The organism is Aeromonas sp., from assembly GCF_051657805.1.
Lineage (GTDB): Bacteria > Pseudomonadota > Gammaproteobacteria > Enterobacterales > Aeromonadaceae > Aeromonas.
The window spans coordinates 110,211-122,460 of record NZ_JBOFLJ010000010.1 but is presented as its reverse complement, the minus strand read 5'-3'; the positions used below and the strand labels follow the sequence as shown (position 1 = coordinate 122,460).

Below are 12,250 nucleotides of genomic sequence, written 5' to 3'. Positions count from 1 at the left end.
GTAGAATACGCCCCGTTTAAACGAACTGGTAACAACACGCAATGACAGACAACAGCCAAATCAAGGTGATCGTCGGCATGTCCGGCGGTGTGGACTCTTCCGTCTCGGCCTACCTGCTCCAGCAGCAGGGCTATCAGGTCGAAGGCTTGTTCATGAAGAACTGGGAAGAAGACGACACGGACGAGTATTGCTCTGCCTCCCAGGATTTGGCTGACGCCCAAGCCGTCTGCGACAAACTGGGCATGAAGCTGCACACCATCAACTTCGCCGCCGAGTACTGGGACAATGTGTTCGAGCACTTCCTCGAGGAGTACAAGGCGGGGCGCACCCCGAACCCGGATATCCTGTGCAACAAGGAGATCAAGTTCAAGGCGTTCCTGGAGTTTGCCGCCGAGGAGCTGGGTGCCACCTACATCGCCACCGGCCACTATGTGCGCCGTGACGACAGCACGGGCCGCCCGCGCCTGTTGCGCGGTCTCGATGGCAACAAGGATCAGAGCTACTTCCTCTACACCTTGAGCGAAGCTCAGGTGGGTCAGAGCCTGTTCCCGGTCGGGGATCTGGAGAAGCCGGAGGTGCGCCGCATCGCCGAGCAGCTCGATCTCATCACCGCCAAGAAGAAAGACTCCACCGGCATCTGCTTCATCGGTGAGCGCAAGTTCAAGGACTTCCTCGCGAAATTCCTGCCCGCCCAGCCTGGCCCCATCGAAACTGTGGATGGCAAGGTGATCGGCGAGCACCAGGGCCTGATGTATCACACCCTGGGTCAGCGCAAGGGCCTTGGTATCGGCGGTCGCAAAGACGCCACCGAAGAGGCCTGGTACGTGGTCGACAAGGAAGTGGATCGCAACACCCTGATCGTCGCGCAAGGGGAACATCCCCGTCTCTACTCCGACGGCCTGATCGCGAGCCAGCTGCACTGGGTGGATCGCACCCCCATTCGCGCCCCGCGCCGCTGCACCGTCAAGACCCGCTACCGCCAGGAAGACATTCCTTGCCTCATCCAGCCCATCGACGATGAGACCATCAGGGTCATCTTCGACGAGAAACAGGCCGCGGTGACGCCGGGCCAGTCTGCCGTCTTCTACGACGGGGAAGAGTGCCTGGGCGGCGGCATCATAGAGCAGCGCTTCAGCCACCCGGTGTAAATGAACAACGAGGGCCCTGAATATATGAGCGACAAATTCCAAGACAGAACAATGGCCTTTGCCGGCATCTGCCAGGCGGCCTACCTGGTGCAGAAGGTGGCCCGTGACGGCACCTGCGACGAGGCCTCCCTGCGCGAGAGTCTGCAAAGCGTGCTGGTGACCAATCCCAAGCAACCGCTGGAAGTGTTCGGCAGCCACCTCGCCATTCGCGACGGCTACCGCGCCCTGGTGGAGCAACTCGGTGCCGACGGCAGCCAGAAGAACGCCGAGCTGACCCGTTACGTGGTGAGCCTGATCGCGCTGGAGCGCAAGCTCGCCAAGCGCAAGGACATCCTCAACATGCTGGGGGAGCGGATCAGCCAGATCGGTCGCCAGCAACAGCATTTCGATCTGCTCGACGAGCAGATCCTGGCCAACATGGCGAGCATCTACAGCGATCTTATCAGCCCGATTGGCCCCAGGATCCAGGTAGCGGGCACCCCGCTGTTCCTGCAGCAGCCACTGGTACAGCACAAGGTGCGTGCCCTGCTGCTGGCGGGCATCCGCGCCGTGGTGCTGTGGCGCCAGCTTGGCGGCAGCCGCACCCAGATCATCTTCGCTCGCAAGAAGATGGTGGAACTGGCCAAACGTTTTTAAAAAATCGGCGCACGACCTGTCGCGAGAGGTCGTCAGCAAGGTGAAAAACCGCGCAGGAACCGGAGTTTATGTCGATAAATGAGGATTCCGAGCAGTGTATGAGCCTTGATCACGACATCGCAGCAAGATCGTGGGCAGAGTGCTAACCCCCACACACATCAGGAGTTAACCCCATGGAGCTGTCCGCGCTGACTGCTGTTTCCCCGATTGACGGTCGTTATGGCGACAAGGCCGATGCCCTGCGCCCTATCTTCTCCGAATTCGGCCTGCTGCGTTTTCGCGTCGAAGTCGAGGTGCGCTGGTTGCAAAAACTGGCAAGCCACGCCGGGATCCCGGAAGTCCCTGCCCTGAGCGCAGCCGCGAGCAGCCTGCTCGACGGCATCGTCAGCAACTTCAACGAGAGCGACGCCGCCCGCATCAAACAGATCGAGCGCACCACCAACCATGATGTGAAAGCGGTGGAGTACTTCCTCAAAGAGAAGGTGGAAGTGAACCCCGAGCTCGCCGCCATCAGCGAATTCATCCACTTCGCCTGCACCTCGGAAGACATCAACAACAACTCCCACGGCCTGATGCTCAAGACCGCCCGTGAAGAGGTGATCAAGCCTTATTGCGAGAAACTCATCAGCGAGCTCAAGCGCCTGGCCCATGAGTACCGCGATATGCCGCTGCTGTCCCGTACCCACGGCCAACCGGCGACCCCGAGCACCATGGGCAAGGAGATGGCCAACGTCGCCTATCGCCTGGAGCGCCAGTACAAGCAGATCATGGCGGTCGAGATCTTGGGCAAGATCAACGGTGCGGTCGGCAACTACAACGCCCACGTCAGCGCCTATCCCCTGGTTGACTGGCACCAGTTCTCCGAGGAGTTCGTCACCTCCTTGGGCCTGACCTGGAACCCCTACACCACCCAGATCGAGCCCCACGACTACATCGCCGAGCTGTTCGACGCCATGGCCCGCTTCAACACCATCCTCATCGACTTCGATCGGGACGTGTGGGGTTATATCTCCCTGGGTCACTTCAAGCAGCGCACCATCGCCGGCGAGATTGGCTCCTCGACCATGCCCCACAAGGTCAACCCCATCGACTTCGAGAACTCCGAAGGCAATCTGGGTCTGGCCAACGCCGTGTTCCAGCATCTGGCGAGCAAGCTGCCCATCTCCCGCTGGCAGCGTGACTTGACCGACTCGACCGTGCTGCGCAACCTGGGCGTCGCCGTCGGTTATTCCCTGATCGCCTATCAGGCGACCCTGAAGGGGATCTCCAAGCTCGAAGCGAACAGCGATGCCATGGCCGCCGATCTGGACGGCAACTGGGAAGTGCTGGCCGAGCCCATTCAGACCGTGATGCGCCGCTACGGCATCGAGAAGCCCTACGAGAAGCTCAAGGAGCTGACCCGTGGTCGCCGCGTCGACGCCGAAGGCATGCGCACCTTTATCGACACCCTCGAACTGCCCGAAGAGGTGAAGGTAGAGCTCAAGAAGCTGACCCCGGCCAACTACATCGGCGAGGCTCAGCGTCTGGTGGATCTGCTGAAGTAAGCGGTCATACCGACGGACAGGGGCCCAGCCATGGCGGCGGGGCCCCTGCTATTTTTCATCCCACAGGATCCCGAGAGACCTTTCCCAAGCCCGATTTGGGCAAGATCTCTCACAAGATACGAGAAGCACCATGTACGAACTCAATCTGGATATCGCTCACTTCCTCGAGCATCACTGGCAGAAGCGCCCGCTGCTCATCAAGGGCGGCTTCAAGAATTTCCAGGATCCCATCAGCCCGGACGAGCTGGCGGGCCTGGCCATGGAAGAGGTGATTGAATCTCGCCTGGTCACCCGCTTCAACAACAAGTGGGAGGCGGCCCACGGTCCCTTCGAATCCTACGATCACCTGGGGGAAGAGAACTGGACCGTACTGGTGCAGGCCTGCAACCACTGGGCCCCGGAAGTGCATGAACTGGCGCTGCCGTTCCAGTTCATTCCGGGCTGGCGCTTCGATGATGTGATGGTGAGTTTCTCCACCCCCCACGGCGGTGTCGGTCCCCACATCGACAACTACGACGTCTTCATCACCCAGGGTCAGGGCAAGCGCCACTGGCGCGTCGGCGATGCCAAACCCTTGAACGAGTTCGCCGCCCACTCGGCCCTGCTGCACTGCGAGCCGTTCGAGGCGATCATCGACGTCATCATGGAGCCGGGCGACATCCTCTACATCCCGCCTGGATTCCCCCACGAGGGCTACGCCATCGAGCCCTCCCTGAACTTCTCCGTGGGCTTCCGCGCGCCGGATGCCAAGGCGCTTATCTCTTCGTTTGCCGATCACCTGATCGACAACGAGGTGCGTACCGAGCGTTACGGCGATGCGGATCTCAAGCCCCGTGCCCGCCACGGCGAGATCCAGCCCCACGAGCTGCACCGTCTGCGCGAGCTGATGCAGCAGGCCTTGGATGACGAGACCCTCTTCAAGGAGTGGTTCGGCACCATGATCTCCGAGGCCAAACATGACCTGGACGTGAATCCGATCGAGCCTGACTACAGCGCCGAGGAAATCGCCGATCTGCTGACCCAGGGCGAGCCCGCTATCAAGGTACCGGGCCTGCGATCCGTCTGGTTCAGCGGCGAAGCCCAAGTCTGCTACATCGACGGCGAAGCCTGGACCCTGCAAAGCGAGGACGCAGCCGCCATTTCCCTGCTGTGTGACAAGGACATCATCACCCAGGCCGACATGGTGGGGCTCGCCGATCAGGCCGGCTTCCTGCAACTGCTGACCCGGCTGGTCAACCGCGGCTACTGGTTCTTCGCCTGAGCCAGCCGGATCATATCAAGCTCGCATTGTATGGGGCGTTATAGCGCCTCATACAATCGCGTGAATCCAAATATGCTATCCCAGTTCCAACGCTACCCTGATAGCTACTGAAGCGGCATAGAGGCCATTCGATTGGCTCAGCTGGCTAACGATATACCGACAAACATCTCGCCAATAGGCCGAGGCAACGCGTTCTTGTGAGGATGGAAAATACGGTTCAGGAGAGAATCATGCTGAACCAACTCACGCTTTGGAAAGCAAGTGTAAGGGCTGCAGAACGGCAACTAGAAGTGTGTTTATCAAGAAGCGGTAAAGTGGGCTGATCTCTCCCTGAGTGAGAATGCCTTATAAAAAAGGGGAGCCATTGGCTCCCCTTTTTGCATGTTTTCTTTCCTGCACGATGGGCTGCTGCCTTATTCGGCGGCGGCATCATCCTGCTTGTGCTTAGCGGCGACTTCCTTGATCAGGGTCTGCAGCTCGCCGGCCTGGAACATCTCGATCATGATGTCGCAGCCGCCGATCAGCTCCCCTTCCACCCACAGCTGGGGGAAGGTCGGCCAGTTGGCAAACTTCGGCAACTCGGCACGGATGTCCGGGTTTTGCAGGATGTCGACGTAAGCAAAGGGCTCGCCGCAGGACATCATGGCCTGGGAAGCCTGGGCAGAGAAACCGCAGCTCGGAAGCTTGGGGGAACCCTTCATGTAAAGGATGATGGGATTTTCAGCCAGCTGCTGTTTGATCTTTTCGATAGTTTCCATAGATGCCTCACTAGAGCGATTTCGGCGCTCATTCTACTGCAAACCGGGCGGAGCACAAACTGGCAAACCGGGAGAAATGGAAGAAGAGACGCATCAATAGTCGCCCCGTTGATCCAGGTCATGGCACGAATCAAGAGTTGTTAGCCCATCTTTGATACTGCTACAATCGATGGGCTTTGGGCCATCCGGCCCCCTATTTTAACAACAATTCTTTTCAGATATAGAAAAGAGTACGCAATGTCTTGCAACCGTCGCTGTCGCACGGTCCAGCCAATGGAGAGTAGAAAATGGCATTCGAACTTCCCGCTCTGCCCTATGCAATCAATGCTCTGGAACCGCACATCTCCCAGGAAACCCTGGAATATCACCACGGCAAGCACCACAACACCTACGTGGTCAACCTGAACAATCTGGTGCCGGGTACCGAGTTTGAAGGCAAATCTCTGGAAGAGATCATCAAGACCTCCACCGGCGGTGTCTTCAACAACGCCGCCCAGATCTGGAACCACACCTTCTACTGGCACTGCCTCTCCCCGAACGGCGGTGGCGAGCCAACCGGCGCCCTGGCCGATGCCATCAACAAGGCCTTCGGCTCCTTCGCCGAGTTCAAGGATGCCTTCACCAAGTCTGCCATCGGCAACTTCGGCTCAAGCTGGACCTGGCTGGTGAAGAAGGCCGACGGCTCCCTGGCCATCGTCAACACCTCCAACGCCGGCTGCCCGCTGACCGAAGCCGGGACCACCCCGCTGCTGACCGTCGACCTGTGGGAGCATGCCTACTACATCGATTTCCGCAACCTGCGTCCGAAGTACATGGAAACCTTCTGGGCCCTGGTCAACTGGGAATTCGTGGCCAAGAACCTGGCTGCCTGATAAGCCCGGTACTTGCCAAGACGCCTCGCATCGCGGGGCGTTTTTTTATGGCCGCTCTCCAACAAGAAAGGCGCCCGCAGGCGCCCTCTTTGTTCACATGCAGCTGATGCTTACTGGTCTATCTCGTCGAGATAATCATCCAGGTTGCTGTCATCTTCCTGAGGCTTCTGATCCTTGAGCTCAGGCTGGCGACCGCTCACCTTGCCGTCGTTGTACTGCAGGTAGAAGTCCTTGGTCAGGGCATAGGGATCGAGCGCGTTGTCGATGATCCGCTCCTGATCGATGAGCTTGGAGCGGGTGCCGAGGCCATCCAGTGCCCAGTGCACAAACTTCATCGGGAAGGTCAGCAGGGCATAGGGGAAGTAGATGGTATCGATGGTGTCCCCCACCAGCTCCCGGGTGGTGGTGGGGCCGTAGACGGGCACCATGACGTAGGCGCCATCACCGATATCCGCCTTGCCGAGTACGGTATCCATTTCCAGGGTATTGCGCGCGAGGCCCGCATGCTTGGCCACGTCGAAGAAGCCGAACAGACCCAGGGTGGTATTGATGGTGAAGCGACCCAGGTTGGTCCCCGCCCCCGGCAGATCCCCCACCAGCAGGTGGTTCACCATGCTGCTCGGCTCGTCGAAGTTGTCCACGAAGTTTTCGATGCTGTCCCTCACCCCTTGCGGCACATAGCGGGCGTAGCCGTGCACCACGGGGCGAGCCACATAGGGCTCGAGCACGTCGTAGTTCACCGCCCACATGGCCCGGTTGGCCCCCTGGAAGGGGTCACGGGGATCGCTGGCCGTGCTGGTGGCCTCGGGACGATGAGGGGTCTCTTCGAGATCCAGGCTCTCTGGGCCCGGCTTGGGAGGGCCACCCGCACAGCCCCCCAACAGCAGCGCCACTGCCAATGCTCCTGAACGCAGATACATATGATAATCCTAAGCTTTTATAATGAATCAGTCTGAATTATAGGTGGCCCGCCCCATCCCGGGGCCGGGCCAAGGGGGTATTAGAGGGCGTGATCGATGCGGATGTCAATCGGCGCTGAAGGAATGGTGGTGGTCGGTACCGTCACCGAGACCCCTTCGAAGGCCCCTTCCTTGTTCATGACGTTGCCACCCCGGGAGAGTCGCGCCTTGAACTGCAGCTCCGGGTAGGCGGCCAGCTTGCTCCCCTCCATCATGGCGTCCCCATCTCCCAGCGACAGGGTCAGCGGGAAGCCCGGGCCCGGGATACGCTTGACCGCGATGGGCATGGGCGGGCCATTGGGGATCACGGCGAACACGAACAGATGGGCATCCTCCGGCATCTGGATGCCGGGGGCCAGCGTGATGTACAGCGGGTATTCCCCCTCTTTCACCGTCAGCACCTGGGCTTGTGCCTGCGCACCGGCCTGTTCACCCTGCGCCACTGGCGCCGGGGCCACGGTGATGCCACGCTGGCGCAATTGCTGCTCGGCATACTCGATGGAACGCTCCACCATCACATAGCGGGTCGATCCCTTCTCCAGCAGCGGCAGCATGGCCTGCCAGCGACTCAGGGCTGTCTGGAAGTCCTCTTTCTGCAGCGCCATGAAGGCATAGACGGAGCGTGCCTCAATATTGGCCGGATCCTGGGCGATGGCCGCCTGCAACAGGCGATCCGCCTGGGCTTCATCTCCTGTCATCATCAGGGCCTGGGCATAGGGCACCGCCACCATGGCCTTCTGGGGTGCGAGCGAATAGGCGCGCTCCAGCGCCTCACGGGCCATCTCGGGGTCGTTGCCATCCAGGGTCAGGCGACCCAGCAGCAGCCAGCCGCGATAGTCGTTCGGCTCGTCCTTGAGACGGGTACGCAGCGCCAGCGTGAAGTCCAGAAGATCCTGCTCGGTCACCTCGCTGTCGCGCTCCACCAGGATGCGGTTGCTGAGCTCCCCGAGGCGGCTGCTGGCATCCTGCCAGCGCTGCACCTCCTGCCAGGCACCGAGCTTGAAGTAGAGGCCGACGCTCACCACCACCAGCACCAGCACACCCGGGATCCAGATCAGACTCTTGCCACCGCGGGCGGTCTGCTCCACGTCTGGGATGTCGTCCAGCAGACTGCGCTGCAGCTCCACCAAGGACTCCGACTCCTCCGCCAGCACCCCCTGCTCGCGCTCTTCGCCTATCTCCAGCACGCGCTGGCGATAGAGCTGTTTGTTGAGGGCCGAGCGGCTGATGCTCTGGCGACCCTCACCCCGCCACAGCGGCAGGATCAGGGCCAGGCTGACCAAAACCAGCAGGGCCGCGCCCAGTATCCAAAATGCGGTCATTGTTTCTCTTCCTCTTTGAGCAGGGCGGCCAGCCGGGCCTGCTCCTCTGGGCTCAGGGTAGGCTCGGGCCGTTGTTCGGTGGCGGGAACACGGCGGCGGCTTCGCACCACCACGGTAGCGGTGCCGATGACGATGACCAGCAATGGGCCGAGCCAGAGGATCAGGGTCGAGGCCATCAGAGGGGGATCGTAGAGGATGAAGTTGCCGTAACGGGCCACCATGTAATCTACCACCTCCTCCTTGCTCTTGCCGTCCCGCACCATCTGGTAGGTCTTGTCACGCAGGTCCTTGGCGAGCCCGGCGTTGGAGTCGGCGATGTCCTGGTTCTGACACTTGGGGCAACGCAGCTCCTTGGTCAGCTCGCGGAAGGTCTGCTCCTGGGCGTCGCTGTCGAAGGTGTAGACATCGATGGCGGCGCGGGCCTGACCGGCGCCAAACAGTCCCGCCATCAGCAGCAAGGACGCAATAAGCGTTTTCATCGGTCGCTCCCTTATTTCATGGCGTTATAGATGGGTTTGAGGGTCGAGGCCCAGATCTCGGGATTGACGTCCCCCACGTGGCGGTAGCGGATGATGCCCTGGCTGTCGATGAAGAAGGTCTCGGGGGCGCCGTAGACCCCGAGATCCAACCCCAGCATGCCATCGGGATCGTAGAGGTTGATCTGATACGGGTTGCCGAGCTCCGCCAGCCACTTGATGGCCTTGTCCCGCTCGTCCTTGTAGTTCATGCCGACGATGTAGATCCCCTGCCCCGCCAACTGCTTGAGGTAGGTGTGCTCCCCGTAGCAGGTCGGGCACCAGGTGGCCCAGACGTTGAGCAGCATGGGGCGCCCCTTGAGGATGCTCCTGTCGTGCTGCTTGTCGAGATCATAGATGTCCTGCAGGGTGAACACGGGCACCTCCTTGTCCACCATCACGGATTCCAGCTTGGTCGGATCGGAGTAGAGCCCCTTGAACAGGAAGACGGCCCCCATCAGGAAGATGATGAACGGCAGCAGAAACAACCAGGTTTTACGGCTCATGGCTTGGATTCCTCTTCACGACGACCGAACCGGTAGCGTTTGTCCAGCATCGCCAGCACGCCGCCGATGGCCATGAAGACGCCGCCGAACCAGATCCAGCGCACGAACGGCTTGTAGTAGATGCGCACCGCCCAGGCGCCGTTGTCGAGCTGCTCGCCGAGCGCCGCATAGAGATCCCGGGTGATGCCCGCATCGATGGCGGCCTCGGTCATCGGCATGCGGCTGACGGTGTACATCCGCTTCTCGGGCTTGAGAGTGGCCACCTGCTTGCCATCCCTGTGCACCTCCAGCACGCCCTTGAAGCCGTCGTAGTTGGGGCCGTTCTTCTCGGCTATCCCGGTGAAGACGAACTCGTAGTCCGCAAAGTGCACCCGATCGCCGGCCTGCATGCGTAGATCCTTCTCGATGCTGTAGTTCTGGGTGCAGGCGATGCCGATGATGCTGACCGCGAGCCCAACGTGACCCAGGATCATGGCCCAGTGGCTGTTGCCAAGTCTGCGCACCCCGGTAGTAAAGCTGTGCTTGTGGGTGGCGCGCACCCAGGTCTCCTGCACGCTGGTAACGATGATCCAGACACCGAGACCGATGCCCAGCGCCGCCCAGGGCTTGAACGCCTCGGCAAACAGATATGGCAACCCGATAGCGGCGGCCAGGCTCAACACCAGGGCCAATACCACCTTGCCCTTGAGCTCACCCAGCTCCTGGCGGCGCCAGCGGAACAGGGGGCCCAGCCCCAGCAGCAGGGCGAAGGGGATGATGAGCCAGCTGTAGATGTGGTTGAAGAAGGGGGTGCCGATGGAAATGCTGCCGAGACCCAGCTCCTTGTGCACTAGAGGCAACAGGGTGCCGAGCAGCACGGTCAACAGGCCCGCCACCAGCAGGATGTTGTTGCCGAGCAGCAGGGTCTCCCGGCTCCACAGTTCGTGCTTGCCGTGGCTCTTGACCTGGGAGCCCTTGAAGGCGAACAGCAGCAGGGAGCTGCCGATCACCGCCAGCAAGAAGCCGAGGATGAAGAGGCCGCGGGTCGGGTCGGAGGCAAACGCATGGACCGACACCAGCACGCCGGAGCGCACCAGGAAGGTGCCGAGCAGACTCAGGGAGAAGGCGGATAGCGCCAGCAGCACGGTCCAGGCCTTGAAGGTGGCGCGCTTCTCGCTCACCGAGAGCGAATGGAGCAGTGCCGTGCCCGCCAGCCAGGGCATGAAGGAGGCGTTTTCCACCGGATCCCAGAACCACCAGCCGCCCCAGCCGAGCTCATAATAGGCCCACCAGGAGCCGAGCACTATGCCCAGCGTCAGGAACACCCAGGCGGCCATGGTCCAGGGGCGGGACCAGCGCGCCCAGGTGGCGTCGAGGCGCCCCGTCATCAGGGAGGCGATGGCGAAGGCAAAGGCCACCGAGAAGCCCACATAGCCCATGTAGAGCATGGGCGGGTGGAAGATGAGGCCGGGATCCTGCAGCAGCGGATTGAGGTCACGCCCATCCACCGGGAAGTACGGCAGGGTCCGGGTGAAGGGATCGGAGGTGAACAGCACGAAGGCGGTGAAGCCCACCGAGATGAGGCCGAGCACCCCGAGCACCCTCGCCACCGCATCGAGCGGCAGGCTGCGGCTCAGCAGGGCCACCGCGGCGGTCCAGCCACCCAGGGTCAGCACCCACAGCAGCAAGGAGCCCTCGTGAGCCCCCCACACCGCCGAGATACGGTAAGCGAGCGGCAGCAAGCTGTTGGAGTTGGTGGCCACGTACTGCACCGTGAAGTCGTTGTCCACAAACGCCCAGGTCAGGCAGAGGAAGGAGAGCAGCAACAACAGGAACTGGGCATAGGCGAGCGGACGGGCCGCCGACATCATGCCAAGGCGCCCCCACTTGGCCCCGAGCAGCGGATAACTGCCCAGCAGCAGGGCGGTGGCGAAGGCCAGGATCAGGGCGAATTGCCCGAGTTCAGGGATCATGCTTGAGCTCCTTTCAATCGAGCCGCGACCTGAACCTGTTCACGGGCGAGAAACGGTGAAAACGACGCCAGGAAGGAGGGGGTCATTGCTTGGCTCCCTTCAACTGCGCCTCGGTGTACTCGGGTTTGAAGTGCATGCCGTTGGTGGCATCGGCCACCTCGGGCGGCATGTAGTTCTCGTCGTGCTTGGCCAGCACCTCGAAGGCGCTGACGGTGCTGGCATCCTTGAGATTACCCTGGGCGACTATGCCCTGCCCTTCGCGGAACAGATCCGGCAGTATGCCGTCAAACTCCACCGTCACCATGTGGCCGCCGTTGTCCACCAGCTTGAAGGAGACCTTGAGGCTCTGGGGATCCCGCACCACGGAACCCGGCACCACCAGGCCACCGATGCGCAGACGCTGTCCCTCTTCGGGCTTGATCTTGTCCGGCCCCTTGCCCTCTACCAATTCGCTCGGGGTATAGAAGAGGTCGATGTTCTGGCTGAGGGCGTAGAGCACCAGCCCGATCACGCTGGCGAGGCCGAGGCTGATCGCCAGTATGATGGTGAGGCGTTTCTTGCGTCTCGGGGTCATAGGGTGTTCTCCATCTGCTGGGCCGCCTTGCGGCGCTCCTCCCGTGCCTGCTTGTTGCGCAGTTCGCCGATCAGGGCGCGGGTTTTCATTCGGGTGGAAATGACGATGCCGACCAGGCAGAGCAAGGTCAGACCGAAAGAGAGCCAGACGTAGAAGGCGTAGCCCCCCATGGCCAGGAAGTCACTGAACGAGGCAAAGTGCAT

Annotated in this window: 13 protein-coding genes; 5 read left to right on the top strand and 8 right to left on the bottom strand. The window is 61.3% G+C overall.

What is annotated here, in order from left to right; all coding sequences use genetic code 11:
- The first annotated feature begins 41 nt into the window (after window positions 1–41).
- The 4 genes from mnmA (at window position 42) to ACRCYW_RS03265 (ending at window position 4,589) form a co-directional block, all read left to right on the top strand.
- Entirely contained in the window at window positions 42–1,148 is a 1,107-nt protein-coding gene (gene mnmA / locus ACRCYW_RS03280; RefSeq protein WP_438548746.1) for a tRNA 2-thiouridine(34) synthase MnmA, read from the top strand.
- A 24-nt stretch (window positions 1,149–1,172) separates the two neighbouring features.
- The gene (hflD, locus tag ACRCYW_RS03275; RefSeq protein ID WP_100860295.1) at window positions 1,173–1,784 is read left to right on the top strand and encodes a high frequency lysogenization protein HflD; all 612 of its coding nucleotides are present in this window, start codon (window positions 1,173–1,175) and stop codon (window positions 1,782–1,784) included.
- Window positions 1,785–1,957: 173 nt separating this feature from the next.
- Window positions 1,958–3,328, top strand: a complete 1,371-nt coding sequence (purB, locus tag ACRCYW_RS03270) for an adenylosuccinate lyase (protein WP_100860294.1) — start codon at window positions 1,958–1,960, stop codon at window positions 3,326–3,328.
- A 130-nt stretch (window positions 3,329–3,458) separates the two neighbouring features.
- Entirely contained in the window at window positions 3,459–4,589 is a 1,131-nt protein-coding gene (locus ACRCYW_RS03265) for a ribosomal protein uL16 3-hydroxylase (RefSeq protein WP_438548745.1), read from the top strand.
- Window positions 4,590–5,002: 413 nt separating this feature from the next.
- Here the strand turns inward: ACRCYW_RS03265 and ACRCYW_RS03260 are convergent, their stop codons facing one another.
- Window positions 5,003–5,347: a Grx4 family monothiol glutaredoxin gene (locus ACRCYW_RS03260; protein ID WP_349918812.1), complete on the bottom strand. Its 345-nt coding sequence runs from the start codon at window positions 5,345–5,347 to the stop codon at window positions 5,003–5,005.
- 287 nt (window positions 5,348–5,634) lie between these two features.
- Here ACRCYW_RS03260 and sodB point away from each other — a divergent pair, with 287 nt between their 5' ends.
- Window positions 5,635–6,219, top strand: coding sequence for a superoxide dismutase [Fe] (gene sodB, locus ACRCYW_RS03255; RefSeq protein WP_005331469.1), 585 nt, complete (start codon window positions 5,635–5,637; stop codon window positions 6,217–6,219).
- Between the two features lie 110 nt (window positions 6,220–6,329).
- Here sodB and ACRCYW_RS03250 read toward each other — a convergent pair whose 3' ends face one another.
- From ACRCYW_RS03250 to ccmD, 7 genes are all read right to left on the bottom strand, one after another.
- Window positions 6,330–7,139 carry an MlaA family lipoprotein gene (locus tag ACRCYW_RS03250; protein ID WP_438548744.1) on the bottom strand — a complete coding sequence of 270 codons (810 nt, stop codon included), beginning with the start codon at window positions 7,137–7,139 and terminating at the stop codon, window positions 6,330–6,332.
- Window positions 7,140–7,219: 80 nt separating this feature from the next.
- Window positions 7,220–8,500, bottom strand: a complete 1,281-nt coding sequence (gene ccmI, locus ACRCYW_RS03245; RefSeq protein ID WP_438548743.1) for a c-type cytochrome biogenesis protein CcmI — start codon at window positions 8,498–8,500, stop codon at window positions 7,220–7,222.
- The gene (locus ACRCYW_RS03240) at window positions 8,497–8,979 is read right to left on the bottom strand and encodes a cytochrome c-type biogenesis protein (RefSeq protein WP_438548742.1); all 483 of its coding nucleotides are present in this window, start codon (window positions 8,977–8,979) and stop codon (window positions 8,497–8,499) included. Before ACRCYW_RS03240 ends, ccmI begins: the two co-directional genes overlap by 4 nt.
- A gap of 11 nt (window positions 8,980–8,990) precedes the next feature.
- Complete coding sequence (locus tag ACRCYW_RS03235; protein ID WP_438548741.1) at window positions 8,991–9,521, bottom strand: DsbE family thiol:disulfide interchange protein; 531 nt, start codon at window positions 9,519–9,521, stop codon at window positions 8,991–8,993.
- A complete protein-coding gene (locus tag ACRCYW_RS03230) occupies window positions 9,518–11,473 on the bottom strand; it encodes a heme lyase CcmF/NrfE family subunit (protein ID WP_438548740.1) in 1,956 nt (651 codons plus the stop codon). Before ACRCYW_RS03230 ends, ACRCYW_RS03235 begins: the two co-directional genes overlap by 4 nt.
- A gap of 82 nt (window positions 11,474–11,555) precedes the next feature.
- The gene (ccmE, locus tag ACRCYW_RS03225; RefSeq protein ID WP_438548739.1) at window positions 11,556–12,047 is read right to left on the bottom strand and encodes a cytochrome c maturation protein CcmE; all 492 of its coding nucleotides are present in this window, start codon (window positions 12,045–12,047) and stop codon (window positions 11,556–11,558) included.
- Window positions 12,044–12,250: a heme exporter protein CcmD gene (ccmD, locus tag ACRCYW_RS03220; RefSeq protein WP_438548738.1), complete on the bottom strand. Its 207-nt coding sequence runs from the start codon at window positions 12,248–12,250 to the stop codon at window positions 12,044–12,046. The genes ccmE and ccmD overlap by 4 nt, the downstream gene beginning before the upstream one ends.

Bases quoted from the DNA above. Each gene is read 5' to 3' on its own strand.
- mnmA (WP_438548746.1), top strand. From the start codon at position 42: ATGACAGACAACAGCCAAATCAAGGTGATCGTCGGCATGTCCGGCGGT.
- hflD (WP_100860295.1), top strand. From the start codon at position 1,173: ATGAGCGACAAATTCCAAGACAGAACAATGGCCTTTGCCGGCATCTGC.
- purB (WP_100860294.1), top strand. From the start codon at position 1,958: ATGGAGCTGTCCGCGCTGACTGCTGTTTCCCCGATTGACGGTCGTTAT.
- ACRCYW_RS03265 (WP_438548745.1), top strand. From the start codon at position 3,459: ATGTACGAACTCAATCTGGATATCGCTCACTTCCTCGAGCATCACTGG.
- ACRCYW_RS03260 (WP_349918812.1), bottom strand. From the start codon at position 5,347: ATGGAAACTATCGAAAAGATCAAACAGCAGCTGGCTGAAAATCCCATC.
- sodB (WP_005331469.1), top strand. From the start codon at position 5,635: ATGGCATTCGAACTTCCCGCTCTGCCCTATGCAATCAATGCTCTGGAA.
- ACRCYW_RS03250 (WP_438548744.1), bottom strand. From the start codon at position 7,139: ATGTATCTGCGTTCAGGAGCATTGGCAGTGGCGCTGCTGTTGGGGGGC.
- ccmI (WP_438548743.1), bottom strand. From the start codon at position 8,500: ATGACCGCATTTTGGATACTGGGCGCGGCCCTGCTGGTTTTGGTCAGC.
- ACRCYW_RS03240 (WP_438548742.1), bottom strand. From the start codon at position 8,979: ATGAAAACGCTTATTGCGTCCTTGCTGCTGATGGCGGGACTGTTTGGC.
- ACRCYW_RS03235 (WP_438548741.1), bottom strand. From the start codon at position 9,521: ATGAGCCGTAAAACCTGGTTGTTTCTGCTGCCGTTCATCATCTTCCTG.
- ACRCYW_RS03230 (WP_438548740.1), bottom strand. From the start codon at position 11,473: ATGATCCCTGAACTCGGGCAATTCGCCCTGATCCTGGCCTTCGCCACC.
- ccmE (WP_438548739.1), bottom strand. From the start codon at position 12,047: ATGACCCCGAGACGCAAGAAACGCCTCACCATCATACTGGCGATCAGC.
- ccmD (WP_438548738.1), bottom strand. From the start codon at position 12,250: ATGCACTTTGCCTCGTTCAGTGACTTCCTGGCCATGGGGGGCTACGCC.